22 protein-coding genes are annotated in these 22,677 nt (G+C 63.2%); 9 read left to right on the top strand and 13 right to left on the bottom strand.

From position 1 onward, the window contains the following. Nucleotides 1-5: 5 nt before the first annotated feature. From BRC58_08590 to BRC58_08555, 8 genes are all read right to left on the bottom strand, one after another. Nucleotides 6-962 (bottom strand): GTPase Era, encoded by a 957-nt coding sequence (locus tag BRC58_08590; GenBank protein ID PSP16657.1) that lies wholly within the window; start codon nucleotides 960-962, stop codon nucleotides 6-8. 9 nt (nucleotides 963-971) lie between these two features. After that, nucleotides 972-2,117, bottom strand: a complete 1,146-nt coding sequence (locus BRC58_08585; GenBank protein ID PSP16656.1) for a succinylglutamate desuccinylase — start codon at nucleotides 2,115-2,117, stop codon at nucleotides 972-974. Then, entirely contained in the window at nucleotides 2,117-3,013 is an 897-nt protein-coding gene (fabD, locus tag BRC58_08580) for a [acyl-carrier-protein] S-malonyltransferase (GenBank protein PSP16655.1), read from the bottom strand. The genes BRC58_08585 and fabD overlap by 1 nt, the downstream gene beginning before the upstream one ends. Then, the gene (locus BRC58_08575; GenBank protein ID PSP16654.1) at nucleotides 3,010-4,035 is read right to left on the bottom strand and encodes a 3-oxoacyl-ACP synthase; all 1,026 of its coding nucleotides are present in this window, start codon (nucleotides 4,033-4,035) and stop codon (nucleotides 3,010-3,012) included. The genes fabD and BRC58_08575 overlap by 4 nt, the downstream gene beginning before the upstream one ends. Before the next feature lie 29 nt (nucleotides 4,036-4,064). After that, the gene (locus tag BRC58_08570; protein PSP16653.1) at nucleotides 4,065-5,168 is read right to left on the bottom strand and encodes a phosphate acyltransferase PlsX; all 1,104 of its coding nucleotides are present in this window, start codon (nucleotides 5,166-5,168) and stop codon (nucleotides 4,065-4,067) included. A gap of 99 nt (nucleotides 5,169-5,267) precedes the next feature. Further along, nucleotides 5,268-6,431 (bottom strand): LPS export ABC transporter periplasmic protein LptC, encoded by a 1,164-nt coding sequence (lptC, locus tag BRC58_08565; protein PSP16652.1) that lies wholly within the window; start codon nucleotides 6,429-6,431, stop codon nucleotides 5,268-5,270. Then, on the bottom strand, nucleotides 6,428-7,054 hold the full coding sequence (locus BRC58_08560) for an NYN domain-containing protein (GenBank protein ID PSP16651.1): 627 nt from the start codon (nucleotides 7,052-7,054) through the stop codon (nucleotides 6,428-6,430). The genes lptC and BRC58_08560 overlap by 4 nt, the downstream gene beginning before the upstream one ends. A gap of 103 nt (nucleotides 7,055-7,157) precedes the next feature. After that, the gene (locus tag BRC58_08555) at nucleotides 7,158-8,729 is read right to left on the bottom strand and encodes a methionine--tRNA ligase (GenBank protein ID PSP16650.1); all 1,572 of its coding nucleotides are present in this window, start codon (nucleotides 8,727-8,729) and stop codon (nucleotides 7,158-7,160) included. A gap of 177 nt (nucleotides 8,730-8,906) precedes the next feature. On the opposite strand from BRC58_08555, the gene BRC58_08550 reads away from it, so the two are divergent. Together BRC58_08550 and BRC58_08545 are read left to right on the top strand one after the other, a co-directional pair. Continuing rightward, nucleotides 8,907-9,719, top strand: a complete 813-nt coding sequence (locus BRC58_08550; protein PSP16649.1) for an alpha/beta hydrolase — start codon at nucleotides 8,907-8,909, stop codon at nucleotides 9,717-9,719. Nucleotides 9,720-9,849: 130 nt separating this feature from the next. Further along, nucleotides 9,850-10,863: a beta-carotene hydroxylase gene (locus BRC58_08545; protein PSP16648.1), complete on the top strand. Its 1,014-nt coding sequence runs from the start codon at nucleotides 9,850-9,852 to the stop codon at nucleotides 10,861-10,863. On the opposite strand, the gene aroH is transcribed toward BRC58_08545, so the two are convergent. Both aroH and sppA read right to left on the bottom strand, forming a co-directional pair. Next, nucleotides 10,739-11,158: a chorismate mutase gene (aroH, locus tag BRC58_08540; protein PSP16647.1), complete on the bottom strand. Its 420-nt coding sequence runs from the start codon at nucleotides 11,156-11,158 to the stop codon at nucleotides 10,739-10,741. The genes BRC58_08545 and aroH overlap by 125 nt on opposite strands. Before the next feature lie 33 nt (nucleotides 11,159-11,191). Next, nucleotides 11,192-12,013 (bottom strand): signal peptide peptidase SppA, encoded by an 822-nt coding sequence (gene sppA, locus BRC58_08535; GenBank protein ID PSP16646.1) that lies wholly within the window; start codon nucleotides 12,011-12,013, stop codon nucleotides 11,192-11,194. Nucleotides 12,014-12,100: 87 nt separating this feature from the next. Between sppA and BRC58_08530 the strand changes: the two genes are divergently transcribed. The 3 genes from BRC58_08530 to BRC58_08520 are packed head-to-tail and all read left to right on the top strand — an operon-like array spanning nucleotide 12,101 to nucleotide 15,053. Beyond that, the gene (locus BRC58_08530; GenBank protein PSP16645.1) at nucleotides 12,101-13,216 is read left to right on the top strand and encodes a UDP-glucose--tetrahydrobiopterin glucosyltransferase; all 1,116 of its coding nucleotides are present in this window, start codon (nucleotides 12,101-12,103) and stop codon (nucleotides 13,214-13,216) included. Further along, entirely contained in the window at nucleotides 13,213-13,749 is a 537-nt protein-coding gene (locus tag BRC58_08525) for a hypothetical protein (GenBank protein ID PSP16644.1), read from the top strand. Before BRC58_08530 ends, BRC58_08525 begins: the two co-directional genes overlap by 4 nt. A 2-nt stretch (nucleotides 13,750-13,751) precedes the next feature. After that, nucleotides 13,752-15,053, top strand: a complete 1,302-nt coding sequence (locus tag BRC58_08520) for an ABC transporter substrate-binding protein (GenBank protein ID PSP16643.1) — start codon at nucleotides 13,752-13,754, stop codon at nucleotides 15,051-15,053. Here BRC58_08520 and BRC58_08515 read toward each other — a convergent pair. Continuing rightward, the gene (locus BRC58_08515; GenBank protein ID PSP16642.1) at nucleotides 15,050-15,712 is read right to left on the bottom strand and encodes a hypothetical protein; all 663 of its coding nucleotides are present in this window, start codon (nucleotides 15,710-15,712) and stop codon (nucleotides 15,050-15,052) included. The genes BRC58_08520 and BRC58_08515 overlap by 4 nt on opposite strands. A gap of 85 nt (nucleotides 15,713-15,797) precedes the next feature. Here BRC58_08515 and BRC58_08510 point away from each other — a divergent pair, with 85 nt between their 5' ends. After that, a complete protein-coding gene (locus BRC58_08510) occupies nucleotides 15,798-16,757 on the top strand; it encodes a modification methylase (GenBank protein PSP16641.1) in 960 nt (319 codons plus the stop codon). On the opposite strand, the gene BRC58_08505 is transcribed toward BRC58_08510, so the two are convergent. Then, on the bottom strand, nucleotides 16,691-17,764 hold the full coding sequence (locus BRC58_08505; GenBank protein ID PSP16640.1) for a tRNA 2-thiouridine(34) synthase MnmA: 1,074 nt from the start codon (nucleotides 17,762-17,764) through the stop codon (nucleotides 16,691-16,693). The genes BRC58_08510 and BRC58_08505 overlap by 67 nt on opposite strands. Before the next feature lie 118 nt (nucleotides 17,765-17,882). Next, a complete protein-coding gene (chlP, locus tag BRC58_08500) occupies nucleotides 17,883-19,103 on the bottom strand; it encodes a geranylgeranyl reductase (GenBank protein PSP16639.1) in 1,221 nt (406 codons plus the stop codon). Between the two features lie 244 nt (nucleotides 19,104-19,347). Here chlP and BRC58_08495 point away from each other — a divergent pair, with 244 nt between their 5' ends. The 3 genes from BRC58_08495 (at nucleotide 19,348) to BRC58_08485 (ending at nucleotide 22,626) form a co-directional block, all read left to right on the top strand. Further along, nucleotides 19,348-20,679: a hypothetical protein gene (locus BRC58_08495; protein ID PSP16638.1), complete on the top strand. Its 1,332-nt coding sequence runs from the start codon at nucleotides 19,348-19,350 to the stop codon at nucleotides 20,677-20,679. 339 nt (nucleotides 20,680-21,018) lie between these two features. After that, complete coding sequence (locus tag BRC58_08490; GenBank protein PSP16637.1) at nucleotides 21,019-21,378, top strand: hypothetical protein; 360 nt, start codon at nucleotides 21,019-21,021, stop codon at nucleotides 21,376-21,378. A gap of 480 nt (nucleotides 21,379-21,858) precedes the next feature. Beyond that, the gene (locus BRC58_08485; protein ID PSP16636.1) at nucleotides 21,859-22,626 is read left to right on the top strand and encodes a hypothetical protein; all 768 of its coding nucleotides are present in this window, start codon (nucleotides 21,859-21,861) and stop codon (nucleotides 22,624-22,626) included. The last annotated feature ends 51 nt before the right edge of the window (nucleotides 22,627-22,677 follow it).

The following is a 22,677-nucleotide window of genomic DNA, read 5'->3' as shown; positions in this document are numbered from 1 at the left end:
CTCGCTCAAGCCTCAAGCTCGTACCCCAGCTCTGCCAGCTGCCGCCGCGACTGGCGCCACTTGGGCTGCACGCGGACGAACAGCTCCAGATGAACCTTGCCCGCCACAATCGCCTGGATGCGCTCGCGCGCGGCCGTGCCGATGGCCTTGAGCACGCTGCCGTGCTTGCCGATGAGGATGCCTTTTTGCGATTTGCGCTCCACGCAGATGGTGGCCCAAATCGCGGTTTGCTCGGGGGCTTCCTCGATGCGGTCGATGGTAATGGCCACCGAGTGCGGGATCTCGTTGCGCGTCTGGTACAGCACTTGCTCGCGAATGGCCTCGGCCATGATGAAACGCTCGGGTCGATCAGTAACCGCGTCCGGCGGGTAGTAGTACGGTCCCACCGGTAGCTGGGCCACCAACTGCTGCTGCAGCGCCTCCAGGCCCGCCCCCGTCGCGGCCGAGACTTTGCAGCAAGACCAGCCGTTGGCCTGGGCCAGCTCGGTATAGCCAGCGTCCAAGGGCTGGCAGTCGGGGGGTTGCCGGTCGCGCTTGTTGAGTGCCAGCACCACCGGGAGCGGGCTGGCAGCCAGTAGGCGGGCAACGAAGCGATCGCCGCCTCCTAGCGGGACCGAGGCATCTACCACAAACAGCACCGCATCCACCGCATCGATGGCGTTGCGCGCGTTGGCTACCAGGACCCGCGCCAGTTCGTGGTGGGGCTTGTGGATGCCGGGGGTATCCACAAAGATGAGCTGGGCCTGCTCGCCGGTTGCAATACCCTGCAGGCAGTTGCGCGTGGTTTGGGCTACTGAAGACGTGATTGCGACCTGTTGGCCCACCAACCGGTTTATGAGCGTGGATTTGCCTACATTGGGCCGGCCAACAATGCCTACAAAGCCCGAGCGGAACCCTTCGGGCGCAACCGGAATGGCGTCGCCGGCGCGCTCGAGCGCTGTGGGGGGATCCTCAGCTGCCATGGGATGCAACTACGGGGCCGACTCCAACACGGTCAGCACGTACTCGCCCTGGTTGACGGCATGGTTGGTGGCCACATCGAACACCAGGCCGTCAGCCTCGGCCGTCACTGCCTGAGCGGCCGGCAATCCGCCGGTTTTGTCCAGCTGCAGCAGCCAGTAGAGCCGCTCGCCGCGTGCGACGCGCGCCCCCAGCTGGCACGCTGGCTGCACCATGCCGCCGCCGGGGGCGTAGTACTTATGGATTTGGTCCTTGCTGACCCAGTCCAGGGGACAGGGCGCCCTCTGGCTGGCGGGGACGGCCTCGGGGGCAACCATGCTCTGTTGGGCCAAATAGTGCTGGATGCCGCTGGTGCCTTGGCGCACGAACTGGGGCTGCATTTGCATGCCGGCCCCTAGCTCCAGGGTCCAGGATTCGCGCTCGAACTGAGTAGGTTGCCCGGCCTGAGCCAGGGCGTTTTCCAGTGCCAGCCAGGGTTTGATGAAGGCTTCATCAAAAGACACCCCATCGCAGTCGGCCTCGGCCAGCAAGACGCCCAGCTCCAACCCAAAGGCGCCGGCGCTCGCCTCGCGGCCGCTAAAGCCGTAGAGAAATCCCACGGCCCGGTTGCTGGAGCTGTGGATATCGATGGCGTAGTTCGCATCCAGGCACAGCGATTGCAGCAGGTTGCGGTACTGGTCGCTGTAGGGCAAGCTGCTGGCGCGCTGGGCGCGCTGCGCCTGCGCCTCGAAGGCATCTTGGAGAGTGCGGTCGTAGTCGCGCGTGATCGCCTCGCGCGCCCACCCCAGGCGCTGGCGGGCGAATGCCCCCAGATCGGGATCGTCTTGGGTGTAGTCCCAAAAAATGCGGTTCCAATCCCGACCGTCGTAAGGATTGTAGCGCCCGGTGGCAAAAAAGTGGCCGCGCTGGTTGGTCCCAGCCGGGTTGCAAGCCGGTAGCAGCCGGATCTCGCCCGCAAGCTGGGTGGGCTCGAGGCCGCGCAACCACGCGATCAGCTCGTGGATGACGGCATTGCCGACAATCTCGGCCCCGTGCAGATTGGACTGTAGGTAGGCCACCGGCCCGGTGCGCGCCCCGCTAAAGCGGTATAACTGCAGCGTGGGGCGATCGCCGGAAGCCAGCTGGGGCAGCGCGTAGCTCGAGACCGTGGGTTCCATCAGGCAGCAGCCGCGAGGGCATCGATTTGGACGGCGCTGCTGGCGCCGGTGGCGGCGATCGGGGCGCAGGTTTTGCCGATCAGGCCCTGCAGGACCTTGCCCGGCCCCACCTCGATCACGCGCTCGATGCCCGAATCGCGCAGTTGCAGGACTGTTTCGCGCCAGCGCACGGGGGCGGTCATTTGCTGTCTCAGGCAGGCTTTGAGGGTTGTTCCATCGGTAATGGGCCGCGGGTCGGCGTTGGGCAGCACCGGCATCCGGGCATCGGCCAGCGTCACCGCATCCAGCACCTGCGCGAAGGAGCGGGCCGCCTCGGCCATCAGCGGCGAGTGGAAGGCCCCCGAGACCTCGAGCGGGATGGCTCGCTTGGCGCCGACTCGCTCGACGACGGCATCAACGGCCTCGGGCTTGCCCGAGATAACAGCCTGGGCGGGGCTGTTGTCGTTGGCCAGCACCGCGTCCGGGGTTGCCGCCAGCTGCGCCTCCAGCTGCTCGCGCTCGAACTTCATCAATGCCACCATCTTGCCGCCCTGGGCGGCATCCATTAAGGCCGCTCGCTGGGCCACCAACCGCAACCCAGTCTCAAAATCCAAGGCCCCGGCCGCGTAGAGGGCGACGTACTCGCCCAGACTGTGGCCGGCAACCAGCGCCGGCGAGGGCACGCGCTCGCACAGGCGATCCACCAGGACGCACTCGATGGTGTAGAGGCAAGGTTGAGTGTAGCGCGTTTGGCTCAGCTGCTGGCGATCGCCGCCGCAAACAGCCGGAACCGACCAGCCCAGCACGCGCTCGGCCGTCTTGAACCGGTCTTGGGCGGCTGGCACCTCGCCCAGATCGGCCTCCATGCCGCTTTCCTGCGAGCCTTGACCGGGAAAGACCCATGCCGTTGGCTTCATTGGCGATCGCTCCCTCCGTCGCTTCCCCATCGAAAAATGGCGGCCCCCCAGCTGAGACCTGCCCCAAAGCCAGCCGTCGCCACAATATCGCGGGAGCGGATCTGCCCGGCGCGCACCGCTTCATCGAGCGCCAGCGGCACGGAGGCGGCCGATGTGTTGCCGTAGCGCGCCAGGTTGCTGACCACGCGCTCGCTGGGCATTTCCAGGCGCTGGGCGACGGCATCCAGGATGCGCTGGTTGGCCTGATGGAGCAGCAACCAGTCGAGCTGCTGCGAGCTCAGCTGCGCCCGGTGGAGCGCCTTGGCGATCGCTTCCGGTACCTGGGCGACAGCAAAGCGGTAGACATCGCGGCCCTGCATGGCGATCGCCTGGTAGTGACCGCTGCCCACGCGGACGTTGCCCAGCAGCGAGCGGGGCTTGGGGGCGCAGCTCAGGGTCAGGGCATCGCACTGGGTGCCGTCGCTGCAGATCTCAAAGCCCAGCAGGCCGTCCTCGCCGTCGGAGCGGGCGCGGACCACGGCGGCCCCAGCGCCGTCGCCAAACAGCACGCAAGTGCTGCGATCCGTCCAATCCAGCCAGCGCGAGAGCAAATCGGCGCCGACTAGCAGCACGTTTTGGTAGGCGCCGGTACGCACGAACTGGGCGGCGGTGACCAAGCCAAAGACAAACCCTGAGCAAGCGGCGGTCAGATCGAAGGCAACGGCGCGCGAGGCCCCCAGCGAGGCCTGCAAGTGGCTGGCACTGCCGAACAGGTCGTCTGGGGTGGAGGTGGCCAGCACGATCAGATCCAGCTCGGCTGCCGAGAGGCCGGCCATGGTGAGCGCGCGCTCGGCCGCGAGCGCCGCAAACTCGGTCAGCGATTCCTCGGGCGCGGCCAGGCGGCGCTCGCGGATGCCAGTGCGCGGGCGGATCCAGTCGTCGGAGGTCGCCACGATCTGGCTGAGATCGTCATTATCGAGCGCGGTGCTCGGAGCTGCCGAGCCGCTGCCCGTGATGGCAATGCCGTACCTTAGCTGCTCCACGGGGCCTCTCCTGGGGCGCTGGCGAGCGCTTAGCTCGATTCCACCTCGCCCACGCGATCACTATCGGCCGAGGGCGGCGTTGCCGAGCGTTCGCGGTCGCTGGCTTGGGACTCGCAGGCCCGGATGCGCTCGAGCACCTGGTTTTGGCTGGCCTCGGCTGCCAGGTGCAAGGAGCTGGCAATCGAGGGGGCCTGCGAGTCCCCGTGGCTGATGATGCAGATACCGGCTACGCCCAGCAGCAAGCCGCCGCCGTACTCGGCGTGATCGACGCGCTGCTTGACGCGCTTGAGATTGGGGGCCAGCAGCGCGCTCCCCAGCTTGCCCCGCCAACCTCGAGGGAGCTCTTCGCGCAGGATCTGCAAGATTGCCTCGCCGGCCCCCTCGGCAAACTTGAGCAGCACGTTGCCGACAAAGCCGTCGCAGACCACGACATCGAATCGGCCCGAGAGAACGTCGCGCCCTTCAACATTGCCCGCAAACGGGATTTGAGGGTTGGCCTGCAATAGTTGGTAGCTTTTGAGCGCGAGTTCGTTCCCTTTGGAGGCCTCCTCGCCAATGTTGAGCAGGCTCACCCTGGGGTGGGCGACATCCAGGGCGTACTGGCTGTAGATCGTCCCCATGAGGGCGAACTGTTCCAAGTACTTGGGGCGGCAGTCGACGATCGCGCCGGCATCGAGCACGATGACCGACTTGTCCGGGTCCATGGTGGGAAACACCGTGCCAATGGCCGGGCGATCAATCCCGCGCAGGCGCCCCAAGCGCAGCATCGCCGCTGCCATGGCAGCGCCCGAGTGGCCGGCCGAGACGATGGCATCGGCCCGCGCCTGCCGGACCAAATCCATCGCCACGTTAATAGAGGCCTGGGGCTTGCGCCGGACGCCAACGGTGGGCTCCTCATCCATGCCGATGGCGGGCTCGGAGGGCACGACCTCAATGCGCTCGCGCCAGTCCTGCCGGTTGCGATCCGAGCCCAGGTGCTGCTCTAGCGAGGCTTCTAGCTGTTGGGGGACGCCCACCAGCAGCACGTCGACTCCCAACTCGGGCACGGCTTGCAGCGCGCCCGCGACGATCGCATCCGGGGCGCGATCGCCGCCCATGGCATCCACCGCAATTGCCGTCCGCGTCGCTGCCATTCCAACGTGCGCGTCGCTAAACCCTACAGATTCTATCAAACGCTGCCTGAGCGCCTGCACTGCGGCGAGCGGGCGGCAGCGTCCCCAACGCTGGGCGCGCTACTGACTGGACGGCGATTGGGGCGCGATCTGAGTCACAGCGCGCTGCTCGCCAGACTGGCCTTGCACTGATATCTGCTTTTGCGCCAGCCGGCCGGTTGCCGTGCTGCCGGCAGTCGCCAGCGGGGGATCTTGCTGCCGGTACGCGACCTCGCCTTGGGCGCGCAGGTGCTGCTGGGAAATATCCCAACTGAGCTGCCGGGCGTAGAGCTTAGCCTGCCCGTCTTCGCGCCGGGCGCGCACGCCACCGCGTAGGCGGATAGTCTCGGCCTCGAGCTGGAGCTGTCCGCGGGCGGCCTCGAGCGTTACCCCAGCATCGCGATCGACAGCGCGAACGGGGCGCTCGAAGGTTACCGTGCGTGCCTGGGGGCGCCAGAGGGCGCGCTCGGTTGCCAGCTGCAGCGAATCGGCAACCGATTGCAGCGTGACGCGCTCCTGCAACTGCACGCGGGTGGCGGGTAGCGCCACGGTTGCGCCCCCGGCAACCAGCCCATCGGGCTGGGCGCCAGCGCGCTCGCGCTCGAGCCGCACGCGGTGATCGGTAGTGAGCTCCTGCTGGGCCAGCGACCAGCGCAGCCGTTGGGTTTGCAGCCGCACTGCCGGGTCCTGGGTTTGGGCTTCAATGCCGCCGGTCAGCGTTAGCTGCTGCTGGCTGGCTTTGTAGCGCCCCTGCTGCGCCGAAACCGCCGCTTGGGGGGTGCGCGCGCTGAGGCGATTGGGAGCGACCAAAATGCCTTGCTGGGCTTGCCACGCCAGCCGGTCGCTGCGGATGGTAACCGCATTGCGCGGATCGGTAGCGGCGATCTCGCCTTGAAAAGTCAGGGTCTGGCGCTCGCGCGCGAGCTTGCCCTGTTGGGCCTCAACCTGCAAGACCAACTCGCCCTGGCGGTAGAGGTTCCCGCGCAGGCCCTCAAGCTGGGCGCGCTGGCGGTCGTGGCTGTAGCGGACGCGCTCGACTTGCAGCTTCCAGCGCGTTTGGCCGCGCTTGCCGGCGTGCTCCAGCGTGGCGTTCTCCAGCACGACGCGTTTGTCTTGCGCTGACTCGCTCGCTTGGGCTGGCGAGTCCGTCTGGGCTGAGGGGGAGGACAGCGCGCCGCAGCCGCCCACGCCCCAAAGCAGCACGAGCGCCGCCAGCCTGCCGTAACGCTTGGCCGGGCGCTTCATTTGCCGTCTTCCAGGACGTTGAGGCTGGTGACGCTGCGGTACTCGCTCGCCCGGCCGTTGCCCTGGCGGTTGCCGTTGCTGGGGCTCGTTTTGCAAATGCCGTCTCGGATGCGATCGAGGTCTACGTAGCGATCAGCAACGTCGATGAGGCTGTCGCTGGTCATCGAGCGCAAGCTCACCACCTCGATGCGGGCGCCGCGGTAACTGACGGCATCAACGGCGTAGGCCAGATCGCCATCTCCACTGACCAATACGGCCGTATCGTAGGTTCCGGCCAGCGACAGCATGTCGACGGCAATCTCAACATCCAGGTTGGCTTTTTTGGAGCCATCCGGCAGCTGCACCAAGTCCTTGGCAATGACCCGGTAGCCATTGCGGCGCATCCAGAGCAAAAACCCTTGCTGCTTTTCGTTGGCACTGTCAACGCCGGTGTAAAAAAACGCGCGCAGCAGCCGCGATCCCGCCGTCAGACGATAGAGCATCTTGGTATAGTCAATTTCGATGCCCAGCTGCAGGGCCGCGTAAAACAGATTGGAGCCGTCGATAAAAATGGCGATTCGGCCGCGGTTCTCGAGCACTTGCTCCGGGGTAAAAACCGGATCCTGACCGAAACTGTCCAGCATCCTATCCCTCAGTTTGTATCGAAATGTTAAGCAAGCGGTTAAAAGCTTGCAGGGACTACCTTGATATTAAGCTAGCTTAACATCTCTGTCCGCTGGCGATGTGCTAGAGCGGATCGGCTTGCGGTACCTCCAAGCGCGCAAACAGCGGCTGGGGCGCTTCCAAGCCTTGCCGGGGCGGCAGCGTCCCCCACTGAGCGTGCCGCTCGAACGGGGCGCGCTCGGCCAGCTGGGCGGCATCGTCAAAATCCAGCTCGAAGCCCAGCTGGCGGTAGGCTTCCGCGCTCAAGTTGGGAACGATAGGCGAGAGCAGGTAGCTCGCCAGGCGGACCGATTCCAGTACGGCGTACAGCGTCCGCTCCACCTCGGCCTGTCGGCCGGCTTTGTAGGCACTCCAGGGGGCACAATCGTCGAGGTGCTTGTTGCTGGCGCGGATCAAATGGCGGATTTCGTCGCAGGCCTGGTGAAACGCCAGCGCCTGGTAGGCCGGCGCGACCCGCTCGCCCAGGCCAGTGCCAATGGCTTTGAGCGGGTGGTCGCTGCCAAAGTCGGCGCCGCTATGGTTGGGAACCTGGCCCTGGCAGTACTTGCGGGCCATTTTGAGCGTGCGATTGAGCAAGTTGCCCCAGTCGTTGGCAATGTCGGCGTTGAGCAGATTGACAAAGCGGGTTTCGTTGAAATCGCCGTCCTGGCCGAACTCGATTTCGCGCAAAAAGTAGTAGCGCACGGCATCCGAGCCGTAGCGATCCACTAGTGCAACGGGATCGAGCGTGTTGCCCAGGCTCTTGCTCATTTTCTGCCCGTCTTTGGTCAAAAAGCCGTGGCCGAAGATCTGCTTGGGAGGCGAGATGCCGGCCGACATCAGCATGGCCGGCCAGTAAATGGCGTGAAAGCGCAGGATATCTTTGCCGATCAGGTGCAGGTCGATGGGCCACCAGCGCGCCAGGGCATTGTCCAGGGTGGGCTCGCTGTCGGGATCCAGCAGCGCCGTCACGTAGCCCAGCAGCGCATCGAACCAGACGTAGATGGTGTGGCGGCGATCAGTGGGCACCGGAATGCCCCAAGGCAGATCGATCCGCGAGATGGAAAAGTCCTGCAGGCCCTGGTTTAGGAGCGCCAGCATTTCGTTGCGCCGCGCCTCGGGCCGGACGAATTCGGGGTGGCGCTCGAATAGCGACTCCAGCGCCCCCTGATAGCGCGAGAGCCGGAAAAAGTAATTTTGCTCGTCCCGCCACTCAGCGGGCTTGTTGGGATGGAGCGGACAGTTGCCAGTCTGGGTGAGCTCGCGCTCGTCTTTGAACTCCTCGCAGGAGACGCAGTACCAGCCCTGCTTCTGGCCTAAATAGATGTCGCCAGCATCCCAGACGCGCTGGAAAAACTCGGCCACGATCGCGGCGTGGCGCCGGGCGGTGGTGCGGCTGAAGCGGTCGTAGCGAATGTTGAGCCGCTGCCAGAGGGCATCGAAGCTGGCGGCAACGCGATCGCACTGCGCTTGCGGATCCAGCCCTTGGGCCTCGGCCGTGCGCTGGATTTTTTGGCCGTGCTCGTCGGTGCCGGTAATGGCGAGCACCGGGCGCCCCTGCAATCGCGCAAAGCGCGCGATTGCATCGGCGGCCATGGTGGTGTAGGCACTGCCGATGTGGGGCGCATCGTTGACGTAGTAGAGCGGCGTTTGCACCTGGAACTACCAGCAGTGCGATGTTGTATCTGTTGGCATGTGGAGATAACCAAACTCCAGCAGTTGTGCGTTGCCAAGATGGATAGCCGATTTTCGATCCGCGACTGTAGTATTAAGCTAGGGTCACGGGTCCTCTAGCTTCCCCAGCGCAAGCGCCGTTCCAGCTTAGGCCGATTCATGCAGCCGCGCCGCGATTGCCTGCATTTGTTCGCCCCGCAGCCGCCGCAGCCCGAACGGCCGCTGTTCGTTTTTTTGCCAGGGCTGGACGGCACGGGAGAGCTCTACGCGCGGCAGGCGGCCGCGCTGGCGCCCCGTTTTGACATGCGCTGCCTGCATCTCCCGGCCAGCGATCGCCGCGATTGGCAGGCTCTGGCCCAGCGCGTTGTGGCCGAGCTGCGCGCGTGCCAAGCGGCCTCGCGCCATCGGGCCATCCATTTGTGCGGCGAGTCCTTTGGCGGTTGCCTGGCCCTGCAGGTGGCGCTGCAAGCGCCCCACCTGCTCGAGCGCTTGATTTTGGTCAATCCGGCAACCACGTGCCCTGATCGGCCGCTACTGGGCTACGCCGCCGAAGTGGCGCCCTGGCTGCCGCAGGGGGTTTACCGCTGGGCGGCGCAGGGACTGCTACCGTTGCTGACGGCGCCGCAGCGCGTCGAGCCGGCACAGCGCCGGGCGCTGCTGGCGGTCATGCAGGCACTCCCGTTAGAGACCCTGCGCTGGCGGCTGCTGCTGCTGAAACGCTTCCAGCTCAGCCGCGATGCCCTCCGATCGCTGAGGGTGCCGAGCTTGTTGCTAGCCGGTGGGGCTGATCGGCTGTTGCCCTCGGTCCGAGAAGCCCAACGCCTCGCGCGCGAACTGCCCGAGGCGCGCGTCACAGTTTTGCCCCAAAGCGGCCACACCTGCCTGCTCGAGCGCGATGTCGATTTGGGCGAGCTGTTGCAAGCACCGCCTCGAGCTGCGCTTGCGCCACCCTACAGCTGTGCGGCACCGTGAGGGCTTGCCATTGCGTCAGGCAGTTGCCTGCAGCCGGCTTTGCGGCCCCAGAGCAGCTTTTACCCATGCCAAACGTCTGCAAGCATGGGTAGGATGAGCAGTTGGGCTGGATAAGGAACAACCGCCAACCATGTCGGAGCTGACGGTGCCCAAATCGTTGCTCAAATCGCCTGGGGGCTTCAATCCCACCGTTGCCATGTTTGTCGCCGCCGTTTCGCTGCTGGCGCTCACCAGCTGCGGCTACTGGCTGTGGGATTGGTCCGGCTGGGTCTGCTTTGGCGGCAACGTGCTGGCGCTCCACCTGGCCGGAACGGTAATCCACGACGCCTCGCACCGCGCCGCCCATCGCAATCACGCCATCAACACCATTATGGGCCACGGCAGCGCCCTGATGCTGGGCTTTGTCTTTCCGGTGTTTACGCGCGTTCACCGCCAGCACCACGCCCACGTCAACGATCCCGAAAACGATCCCGATCACTTTGTCTCCACCGGCGGACCGCTGCTGCTGGTGCCGGTGCGTTTTTTCTACCACGAAGTCTTTTTTTTCCGGCGCCGGCTTTGGCAGCACTACGAGTTGCTGGAGTGGGTTGCGAGCCGCGCGGCGCTAGCGGCACTGGTCGCGCTGGCCTGGAACTACGGATTTGTCGAGTACTTGCTCAACTACTGGTTTTGCGCCTCGCTCGTGGTGGGCTGGGCGCTGGGCCTGTTTTTTGACTATCTGCCCCATCGCCCCTTTCAGCACCGCCAGCGCTGGAAAAATGCGCGGGTCTATCCCAGTACCCTGCTCAACCTGCTCATCCTGGGCCAGAACTATCACCTCATCCACCACCTGTGGCCCTCCATCCCCTGGTACAAGTACCAGCAGGCCTACCGCCACGCGCAGCTGCTGCTGGAGGCGCAAGGCAGCCCGCAAACGCTGGGCCTGCTTGCCGGCCGCGACTTCCGCAGTTTCGTCTACGATATTTTTATTGGCATTCGCCGCGGCCAGCGCGCGGATGCGCCGGTCAGCGAGCGAGCGCTCAGCTCGGATCGGGGGGCGCCGCTGCAGTGCCCGGGGGCGGCGACAGGCTGCGATCCGGGCGCAGGTGCTGGGCCTGGCGTAGGTAGGAGTGGGCAATCCCGCAATGGGGCGAGGGCGCGTTGACGTGGATGAGCACGCGGATGCAGCGTGCCAGACTGCCTTCGACGCGCATCTGTTGGACATCCAGCAGCGCGACGCTCTCCCAATGGTGGCGCTGGCGCGCGATCGCGGCCGGAAAGACGGCATCCAGATCGCTGGTGACGGTAAACACCGCACTGATGGTTTCGTCCGGGATAAGCGGATTGCGCCGCTCGAGGTCGTCGAGCAACTCCGCGACGGCTTCGCGAATGGCCTCGGCCGTGTTGTCGGCGGCAGTGGTTGCCCCGCGGATCGCTTGCACTCTCGCTACCCCTGCCATCAGCTTCCGTTCGCCTCGCGATCCCGGCAGCGGTTAGGGGCGGTACAGCCATAGCGGCTGGCCGCTGGTAGCTAGCTCGAATTCTAGCCAATCCACCGCGGCTTGCCCCGCTGCTCGCTGTTCCTCGCGACCAGGCAGCAACCGCGCCAGCGGGGATTTTTTCTCCTCGACCGAGACGCAGCTTGCTTTCTCCGGGTCGAGGCCGGCCAGCTCGGCCGCCCAACGGCGGGCGTCTTCTTCGCTGCCCAGGCGATCGACCACGCCCAGCGCCTGGGCCTGCTGGCCAGTAAAAATGCGGCCGTCGGCAAAGGTTTTGACCGTCTCGGCCGCCAGATGGCGGGCTTCGGCAACCGTATCGACAAACTGCTGGTAGCTGGTGTCAATCAGCGACTGCAGGATGTCGGTCTCTTCGGGGGTGAGCTCGCGATCGAAGGCCAGAATGTCCTTGTAGGGGCCCGATTTGACCACCTTGAACGAGACGCCCACCTTATCCAGCAACCCCTCCAGGTTGTTGCCGCGCAGGATGACGCCGATGCTGCCGGTAATCGTGCCGGCGTTGGCCACCACGTGGGGCGCCCCCATCCCCACATAGACCCCCCCTGAGGCCGAGACGTTACCAAAGCTCGCCACAATCGCCGTTTTGTCCTGCAAGCGCTTGAGCGCGTTGAAGATCTCCTGCGAGTCGGCCACTGTCCCGCCCGGCGAGTCGATGCGCAGCAGCAACGCTGGAAAGCCTTTCTCCTCAACCGTTTTGAGGGCTTTGAGCGCGCGCTGGCGCATCCCGCCCGCGATCGCGCCCGAGATCTCCAAGCGCGCGATTTGCTTGGCGGGTCTGGAGCGAAACGGCCATATCATGGGGGATTGCGATGCGCGAACTAAGCGGCCCCATTGGGCTGGGGCTCGAACCTACCCAGCGTATCGCACCAGGGCCTTGGCCCTACAATGCCCGAAGCGGTCTCAATCGCCCCTGCCGTGCCGGATTCTCTCAAGCTGGAGCTGCTCTCGACGCCAGTGGGCGTGCTGGGAACGGGCGATGGCGGCGGCGTGGAGCTCACCGTCCGCGACGTTGCCGCCGAGATGCTGCGCCGCGGCCACCAAGTGGAGGTGGTGGCACCAGCCGGGTCCGCGCTGGCCGGCATCCCGGTGCGCGAAGTGGGCGGCAACCTGCAAAGCGCTGCCCAGTCCCGCGATGGCGGCGCAGCCATCTGCATGCCCGCCAACCCGGTTCTGGGCAACATGTGGGCCCAGGCGCGCGCGCTGCAACCGGCGTGCGATCTGCTGGTCAACTTTGCCTTTGACTGGCTGCCGTTTTATCTCACCCCGTTTTTCCAGCGCTCCATTGCCCACTTTCTCAGCATGGGCTCGATGCAGAACGCGCTCGATCCCGTAGCCGCCCAGGTGGCCGAGCGCTTTCCCGGAACGGTGGGCGTTTACACGGCCAGCCAAGCCGCCACGTTCCCCTTTGCCGCGCACTGCCGGTGCCTGGGCAGCGGCATCGATCTGGCCCAATACCGCTTCTGCGCCCAGCCGGATGCCGCCCTGGGGTGGGTGGGGCGCATCGCCCCCGAAAAAGGCCTGGAGGACGCGATCGCAGCCGCCCAGCAGGCGGGCATGCCGCTGCGCATCTGGGGCAAGATTCAGGATGAAGCCTACTGGCAGGGCGTTTGCCGGCAGTATCCGGATGCGCCCTTTGAGTACCGAGGCTTTTTGGCCACCGAGGCCCTGCAGGCGCAACTGCGCCGCTGCCAGGGGCTGCTGGTCACCCCGCGCTGGCTGGAGGCCTTTGGCAACGTTGCCATCGAAGCCCTGGCCTGCGGCGTCCCCGTCATTGCCTACTGGCGCGGCGGTCCCAGCGAGATCGTGCGGCACGGCCGGACGGGGTATCTGGTCGAGCCCGATCGCGTGGCCGGCCTCGTCGAGGGCATCCAGGCGCTCGGGCACCTTGATCGCCGCGCCTGCCGCCAGCAGGCCGAGGCCGAGTACTCGCGCGAGGCGCTCGGTGATCGCTTTGAAGCTTGGTTCCGCCAACTGACCGAACGCACTACCAGCTCGCCATGAAGATCGCTGCCGATACGCGCATCCCGTTCCCGCGCGAGCGGGTCTACACCACGTTTCGGGACCGGTTCGCCCAGATCGTCCCCTACCTGTCCGATATGCGCGCTTTTTACCTCAAATCCCGCCAGCAAACCGGCAGCCGCGTTGACTGCGTCAGCGAGTGGCACGGCGGCGGCGACATCCCGGGGGTCGCCAAGGCGTTTCTGAGCGAGGCCATGCTGGCCTGGACCGAGTACGACACCTGGCGCAGCGACGATTGGGCCCTCGATTGGCACATTGAGACCCACGCCTTTACCCAGGCTGTGCATTGTGCCGGTTGCAACCGCTTTTTGGAGGCCGGGGGCGCCACCCGGATCGAGACGCGGGGCGCGTTTATCATCGATGCCAAGCAGCTCCAGGGCGTCCCGCCGTTTTTGGCCAGGCGCATCGCCCGCATTGTGGAAGACCTGCTGGGCCAAAAGATTGCCAACAACCTAGAACAAGTCAGTCAGGGCGTGCGCCAGTACCTGCAGCAACGCGAACGGGCGCCGCAATAGCCATGCCAGCCCGCCCCCTGCGCTGGCAGCCCTTGCTGCTAGCCGCCCTTGCGAGCCTGATGCTGGTGCTGGGTAGTTGCAGCGACAGCCGCGCCCCTCGCGAGGGCGAGCTCGCGCTGCGGCTGTGGCACGGCATCAACCCGCCGGCCAATCGCGAAGTGTTCGAGCGGTTGGTCGAGCGCTTCAACCGGCGGCAGCCCGACCTCCGCGTTGAGCCGCGCTATCTGGGCCAGCCCAGCGACCAGCTGCCCAAAATCCTGACTGCCATTGTGGGCGAGGCTACCCCCGATTTGCTGTGGTTCGCGCCGCAAATCACGGGGCAGCTGGTGGCGCTCGGGGCCATTCGGCCTCTGGACGAGTGGCTAGCGCGGACTGGGCTGCGCGAGCGCATCGAGCCTGCCCTGCTGGAGTCCATGCAACTGGACGGCCGCAGCTGGTCTGTGCCGTTGGGCACCAACAATGCGGCGATTTTCTATCGCCCCAGCTTGTTCGAGCAGGCCGGGATCGAGCAGCCACCCCAAACCTGGGCGGAGCTGCGCCAGGTGGCCCGCCGGCTCACCCGCGATCGCGACGGCGATGGTACCCCAGAGCAGTACGGCCTGTTGCTGTCGCTGGGCCAAAACGAGTGGACCGTGTTTGCCTGGTTGCCGTTTGTCTACGCAGCGGGCGGCGAGCTGGTGGATGCCGACGGCGAGCCGCAACTGGTCGACCCGGGAACTGCCGAGGCCCTGCAGTTCGGGGTCGATTTGGTGGCGCAGGACTGGGCGACCCTCTCGCCGCCCAACCGGGGCTTTTTGTTGGAAGGTTTCCTCACCGGCCGGGCCGCCATGCAGGTAACCGGGCCGTGGACACTGCGGCAGTTGCGCCAGAGCGATGTTGATTACGATGCTTTCCCCTTTCCGGCTCGCCAACAGCAGGCAGCTGTAGTGGGGGGCGAGAACCTGTTTGCTTTCCAAAGCACCCCCGAGCGCGAGCGAGCGGCCCTGCGCTTTTTAGAATTTGTCCTTAGCGATGAATTTCAAATCGAGTGGGCCCGCGAGACGGGCTATTTGCCCGTTACTACCACTGCCCGGCAGAGCGAGGCTTACCGCGAGGTGGTTCGCGAGAACCCGGTTCTGAACATTTTTCTGCAGCAAATGGGCTGGGCGCGATCGCGGCCCATTCGCGCTGGCTACGCGCGCATCTCCAAGCATTTTGGGCGCGCGATCGAAGCCTCGCTGCTGGGCCAGGCCGAGCCCGGTGAGGCGCTGGCGGACGCTCAGGCCCATTTGGAGCTCATGCTCGATCCGGCGGGCCGCGATTAGACGCCCTCGGCGGGGGTGCAGTAGCGCCAGCACTCGCGCGTCCCTTCCAGTGGGATGCCGCGCGCGCGCAGCGTTGCGGCCACCTTGCGGCCGATGGGGTTATCGGTGCGGCCCAGGTAGTCGGCCAGGTGGGCGTGCAGGCACTTGATGTGGTCGGTGCGGGAGATGCCGGAGAGGCCGGTTTCGTAGAGCACCCAGCGAAAGTGCGCCAGTTGGGGATCGCGCTCCAGGCGCTGCCGCCACTCGGCCGGCAGCAGGGCAACGCGATCGCGGGCTGCCGAGCGGTGCGTGGCCTCCAGCTCGCGCCACAGCTTGGGATCGCGGCGCACGCGCTCGTCGTAGCGCTCGATTTGCTTCTCGTGCTCCAGCTCGTTAACGGCTGCCACCAGCAGCGGGCAGGTCAATCGGGTCAGGGTTGAGGCCACCGAGAGCCGCGGCCCCACCAACAGTGGTGCGTTGACGACTGCTTGGGGATAGCCCCAGCAGCAGCGCCGCGCGACCCCGATTTTGCCCGGCATGCCGCGATCACCGAGCTGCTTGCGGATGGCCGCTTCATCCGCTGGCGTAGGGACCTCAAACGGAAAGGGCCGCTGCTCGGGCGGCGGGACTGGGGTGGGGGCTTGCCGTTCGTCCAGCGTGGTGGCGGCAGAAGCATCCATAGTGGTGTGGCAGCGATACTGCGATCGTTACTGTAAATAACGCTAGCTCGAATGGCCTGCTGACCTGCACTCCCCCCCATTCGAGATGCCAACCTACCAGTCAGCCAAGCCCTTTTTGAAGTGGGCGGGCGGTAAGGGCCAGTTGCTGGCCTACATTGACCGGCGCTTGCCGGCCGAGCTCGCCAACGGCGCGATCGCGCGCTACGTCGAGCCGTTTGTGGGCAGCGGGGCCGTTTTTTTGCACGTCGCCCAGCACTATCCTGTTGCCGAGTTTTTCCTCGCCGATCGCAGCGCCGAGCTAGCGCTGGCCTACACGGCCGTCCGGGAGGCTGTCGAGCCGCTTATCGAGCGCCTCGCCCAGATTCAGGCACACTACGAGCGCCTCGCCGAGCCCGAGCGCCGGACCTATTTTTACCAAGTGCGCGCCGCTTTTAACCGCGCCTCGCCCACCAGCGCTGATCGCATCGAGCGCGCCGCGCAGCTGATCTTTCTCAACCGCACCTGCTTTAACGGCCTCTTTCGCGTCAACGCTCGCGGCGAGTTCAACGTCCCCTTCGGGCGCTACGCCCGCCCCCGCATCTGCGATGCGGCCAACCTGCGGGCCGTTGCCCAACTGCTGCAGCGCGCGCGGATCGGGTGGGGCGACTTTACCCACTGCGAACCTGCCATTGACGGGCAGACGCTGGTCTATCTCGACCCGCCCTACCGCCCCATCGGCAAAACCGCCCGCTTCAATGCCTATGCCCCGGCCGCCTTCGACGATGCCGAACAGCTGCGGCTGCGCGATTGGTTCGCCCGCCTAGATGCCAAGGGGGCCAAGCTGCTGCTGAGCAATGCCGATCCGCGCAACGCCGACCCCGACGATGCGTTTTTCGATGCGGCTTATCGGGGCTACTGGATCGAGCGCGTCGCGGCGACGCGCGCCATCAACAGCAAGCCCGACCGCCGCGGGGCCATCAACGAGCTGCTGATTGCCAACTACCCGCCTGCCGATGGCGGCGAGCGCTCGATGGTGCCCCCGCCCAGCAGGCAATCGCCGTCGTAGAGGACGGCTGCTTGCCCCGGCGTAATGCTGAACTCGGGCTCGTCAAACAGCAGCCGCATCCGGCCTTCCCCTAACGGCACGGCCGTGACCGGCGCTGGTGCCATGCGCGAGCGCACCTGCACTTGCGCTCGCAGCGGCGCGCTCGGTTCGGGCATTGAGATCCAGTTGAAACCGCTGGCTGTGCATTCAGTGCTGGTGGCGTGCTGGCGGTTGCCAACGACGACCTGGTTGGCGCTCGCATCCAGGGCCGTGACGTAGAGGCGCTCGCCAGCCGCAATGCCTAACCCGCGCCGCTGGCCGATGGTGAAGTGGTGCACGCCTTGGTGCTTGCCCAGGACGTTGCCCGCGGTATCGACAATGTCGCCCTCAACCGGGGCAATGTACTCATCCAGAAATTCCTGCATCGAGCCGTAACTGTCGGCAACGCACAAATCCTGGCTGTCGGGCTTATCGGCCGTTCTGAGCCCTAGCTGGGCCGCGATTTGGCGCGTTTGGCCTTTAGTTTGCTCCCCCAGCGGGAACGCAATGGCGGCTAGCTGCTCTTGCGGCAGGCCGTACAGAAAGTAGGACTGATCTTTGTGCTGGTCCACTGCGCGCAGCAGTTGGTAGCGATCACGCCCGGCGTCGTAGCGGATGCGGGCGTAATGCCCGGTGGCGATGCGCTCGATGCCCAGCACCTCGCGCGCATAGCGCAGCATGGGGCCGAATTTGACCGAGCGGTTGCACTGGGCGCAGGGCAGCGGCGTGATGCCGGTGCTGTAGCCGCTCACGAGCGGGTCGATGACATGCTCGCGAAACAGCTCGCGCGTATCGACCACGTGGTGGGCAATGCCCAGCTGCTCGCAGATGGCGGCGGCATCCACAATGCCTTCCGAGCAGCACTGGCCCCCACCCTGCATCAACCAGAGCGAGACGCCGGTGACGTCGTAGCCTTGCTGCTGCAACGTGGCGGCGGTTACCGAACTATCGACCCCGCCCGATAAGCCCACGAGGATGCGGTCTGCCATGGCGCGTGCGCGCGTTTGCGGCGATCGCCAACCTAGCACTATCGGACGCGCCATCAGCAAAGTCCCCAGACGCTTCCCGCGCCTGGGAACGCCGACCGTTTCCCGAACGGTTGGCAGCCTAGGGGGCTAGCGCGTTCCCCCGCATGAGGCTGCCCAGGGTCTTGGCGGTGACCTTCATCTGCGTCAGCGGGTTGGCCGGCGCCACGGTCTTGTAGAGGTAGCTATCGAAGGTCATTTTCTGCACGTCTTTGTCAGCGCACATCTCGACAAAGGCCTCGCGCGTGGCGTCGGAGCGGTAGAATACCCGCTGCAGGAGGTCCATGACCCGGTAGGTCATGCCGTACTTTTGGTCCCAGCGCTGGAGGTAGAGCTTGAGATCGTCTTCGGTGGGGACATAGCGCCCGTTTTGCGAGCGCTCGACGATGGTCTCGGCGCACATGCGGGCCGATTTGGCCGCAAAGTAAATGCCCTCGCCCGAGGATTTGGTCACAGTACCGGCGGCATCGCCCACTAGGGCCACGCGCCCCAGCGCGCGCCGCGGCCGTGGGTGCTCGGGGATGGGATGGGCTTCAATCTTGATGACCTCACCCCCCGAGGTGCGGTGGGCGCAGCGCTCGCGGATGCCGGCTTGCAGCTTTTTGATGTTGGCCTTGTTGGCCTTCATGGTGCCGGTGCCAATGCCCACGTGGTCGTATTTGGGAAAGACCCAGGCGTAGAAATCGGGCGAGACATCATCGCCGACGTACATCTCGGCCCGGTCTTCATAGTGCGCCATTTGCTCGTCGGTGAGGCGCACGCGCTCCTGAAAGGCGATGGCGTAGTTGTAGTCGCCGGCATTGATGGCCTTGGCCACGCGGGAGTTGGCGCCATCGGCTCCAATGACAACATCGGCGTGCAGCGTCTGCGACTGACCCACCGCGCTGCCGTCGCTATGGTCGGCGTAGTGGATGGCGTGGGGCTCGCGCCGGCTTTGGGGTAGCTCGATTTTTTGCACCGTGCCGTTGATGACCTGGGCGCCCTTTTCGGCGGCGCGATCACGCATGAAGCCATCCAGCACCTCGCGGCGGCACATGGCGATGTACTCGTTATCCCGCTCCAGCTGGATGTCCACCTCGGTATTGGAGGGCGAGATCATTTTCATCTTGCGCACCCGCCGATCGATAATTTCGGGCGGCAGATCGAACTCGTCCACCATGCAGAGCGGAAATGCCCCACCGCAGGGCTTGGCGTGGTCGAGCTTGCGCTCGATAAGATAGGTCTCAATGCCGGCCTCAGCCAGTGTCTCGGCTGCGGAGGCACCCGCCGGTCCGCCTCCCACAACGGCAACCCTTAGCGCCACGGTTCCCCTCCTCCACAACGTTTGCGGCTAGCCGCGCATGCTAACACGCCTCAACGGCCGCAGTAGTGGGATTTTGAGGAGCTGCGACTGCAGTTGCAAAAGAGCGTAACAAGCCGTTCAAAAAAGTTAAACTTGCTTTGCAAATCCGGGCAATCAGTTGGCTACCGCGCTAGCGACTTTCAATGGGATGCCACTTTTGCGCTCGAGCCGTTAGGGTGCAACCGTTTGCAGTCCAATAGCAACTATGGTGGATTGGCAGGCTATATTTGACGAAATCCCTGTCGGAACATCGGAAGCCGATCTAGACAAACTATTCACGTCAGCGCTTCTGTATGAGGGATTGGGCTTCAAGAAGACTGAAGTCTCAAAATCCAAAGGATTTCGCAATCGCAATAACAGCAAAAAGAAAAATATTATCCCCGACTATGCATGCTATCGCAAATCAGATAGTTTCTCGCACCCCATACTGGTGGTCGAGCACAAGTCGGTCAATAAAAACTTGATCGGCCAAGCCATTCAAGAAGTTCGAGAGCAAATGGCGGTGTCTTCGGCCCAGTTTGGTCTCGCCACTAATGGACTGCAACTGCAGCTATGGCAGCGGCACGGCGCCATTTCCGTTCTGAGAACGCCGCTTTATAATTTATCTGCTAGCAACATTGAGCAAATCTTGAGCGAGATACGCGCTCGCCTTGAGTCTCCCAGGCGAGCGCTAACTGCCATGTTTTGGGCCAAAAAGGGAGGCGTTGGTAAAACGACCATGACAGCTAACTTAGGGGCAGCGTTGGCCCAGGAGCAAGATGCCAAGGTTCTTTTGGTCAACTTCGACCTGCAAGGCGATCTAAACACGCTAACAGGCTTCCCCCAGATGTGGGACTATACTCCGCCTGTCACAATGCAAGAAGCGCTCGATGACGCTGCCACCGGTGTTGGGGAAGTTCGACCTGACCATCTTATCCGGGAGCAATCGTTTGAGGTCAGACGTTCGCGGTTGCCAGGACAGGCGCTATTTGGCTCCAGCCAAATTTATAAACTCTATGTCATACCCGGAGATGAATCGATCAAATCAGTTGAACGCAGGGGACCTGAGGGTACGGCGCAGATGACAGCGCTACAGGACCTACTAGAAGAAGCCTGCGGCCATTACGACTACATCTTTATTGATGCCTCCCCATCGTGGATACCGTTTGGCAAGATGGCCGCTCATGCTTCAGATATTTTGATTCCAGTGATCGATGATTCAAAGTTTGCCGTAGAGGCCGTCAAAGATCTTCGAACTCGCTATCTTACATCGGAAGAGTTTCAAGAAGAAGATGAGACTAGCGAACCACCGATGGTTTACGGGTGCATCGTCAATTGCCTTTTCCAAGGCGAAACTGGCGAGAATTCCGTCAAAAGAGTGCGAGAACAATTGGAGGAATTTGATATAGAGTGGCGAGATTGGGTTATGGGGCGATATGCAGAGACAGTTAAATCAATAGATGCCCAGAAACCAGTCGTTTTTAAGTCACCTAATAACAAAGCCACTAAAAACTTTCTAAGCCTGGCTAATTCGATTTTTGTTGACTCGAGCAAATGAGGCAATATTATGGGAAAAGCAAATATTGGGGAGCTTATAAAAACAGCAACCAAAAACATAAGCTACAATCGAGAGATTACTGAGCAAGAAGCCTCACTAGCCAACGAGCTTGCCCTTAGCATTCGAGAAAAGGGACGAAACTGGGTACCAGTCTACGTGCGCGAGCTGGGCAGACATAACTACCAATTAATTGGTAGTCCAGTAATATTAGAGGCTACCAAGCGAGCCGATCAAAAAGTTGCCTACTGCATTCAGGTGGATGAGGATGAAGGGGTAGCGAATCAGATCGAAAAAGCGCAAATCTTGCAAGCCTCGGATGGAAACGGCAGCAGCGTTGATTTGACACCGATCCAGAGAAAGCTCGAGTCGATCGAGCAGACTCTAGAGAGGCAGCAGGATCGAGCCGAGCGCATATTTCAACAAGTTGTTCCTGATACTGAGCTATTAGTTAACTTGGAACCGCAAAGGACATTAGAGGCAAAGCTTGGCAACGTCAATGGTATTGGCGAAAAGCGGCTTAATTCGGTCGTTGAGGACATAATCAATCATAGACCTTTTTATGATGAGTTCGAGCTGAAATCTGGAGTTAAATTGTTGCAACCTAAGAAAACAAAAGCTAAAAATCCTCTCTATCAGCAGCTATGGAAAAATATTACTAACGCGTATAGAATTAACTACGAAACCAGAGTATGGAGGTAACGCAGAGTGCTAATCTTGTACCGGCTGGAAGCGTTTCTGAGTCCCCTTTCTGAGTAGCTGACTTGCTTTAAAAGCTTGTTAGTTTTGTGGGACCCCCGATCCTGGTTGCCGCATCCTGGTTGGTGTGGTGCTGGTGATCGCTTACGTTCCGTTCGCTTTCTGCACTGCCGAACTGACTGCCCTGCAGCAGTCTGGCTTTGCCGTGCCGGCCTACGACTACCGCGGCTACGGCCACAGCTAGGGCCCCCCAACCGAGCGGAGCGCCGACGGCGATGGCATTGCAGCCTACACCGCCCTGCAGCAGCCGTTGAGCGCGCCGGCTGAGCAGAATTTGAGCAGCAGATGCACGCTGACCAAAGTTCATAACTCCTATATTGAAGGAGTTTTGGAGATCGCAATCTAGTGCACAAGCCACGAGAATTGGTATGAGGCAAATTGCACTAGTATAGTGAGCGAGAGCGTCATGGCCTAGCGCGCCCTATGCCACGCCTATTTACCAACCGACCCCGCCAGCGCCTGTTTCCGGCCAGGTTAGGTGCAGGCCGCTTAAATTGGGAACGGACGAGTGCCATCCTCTACATTGTCGGCGGCTCGACCTTTATTCTGGGCAGCATCTTTTTCCTGCCCCAATACGAAGCCCTATCTGATTTAGGGGCATGGATATTCTTTATCGGCTCGCTGGTCTATTTGCTCGTGACCGGCTACGACTTATTGGAATCCTCGGCCTACGTTAGGTCCGGAAAGGGCTCCAAAATCTGGAGTTGGCTGGAGCTCGTGATCGCCGGTATTTACGTGGGCGGAACCGTGCTTTTTACCGTCGGCAGCCTGTTATTTCTATCGCAAATCGATTGGATTGTGGCCGGGGGATGGTGCTTTACAGTCGGCAGCCTGTTTTTCCTGTTTGGGGCTTTTTTGAACGCCATCCAGATCATCAAGGAAGAGTCGATCGTTCGGCTGCAACTGCTAAATGTGACTGCTATTGCGTTTGCGCTAGGCTCGATTCTGTTTTTAGTTGCATCGCTGCCTTACTTATCGGAGGCGCTAAACCTAGAAGACAACTGGGTCTTGTTTGCCTACGTGGGGTGGGAGTACATTGCTGGCAGCATCCTGTTTTTGCTGGGTGGCATTACTCACTATTACCGCCTGCACAAAGCCAAGCACTATCATCAAGCCGAACGAAAAGTGCACCACGAAGTCGAAAAGCACAAACGACACAAAAGGCGCAAGGCCCTCGAGCGAACGTACTAGGACTGACCGAGCCTCAATTCCCCCAACCCGAGCGCAATCCGATTGACCTCG

The organism is Cyanobacteria bacterium QS_8_64_29 (genome assembly GCA_003022125.1).
In the GTDB taxonomy this organism is placed as follows: Bacteria; Cyanobacteriota; Cyanobacteriia; order Cyanobacteriales; family Rubidibacteraceae; genus QS-8-64-29.
Note: the sequence above shows the minus strand (reverse complement) of the source record. Positions and strands in the feature narration are given on the sequence as shown.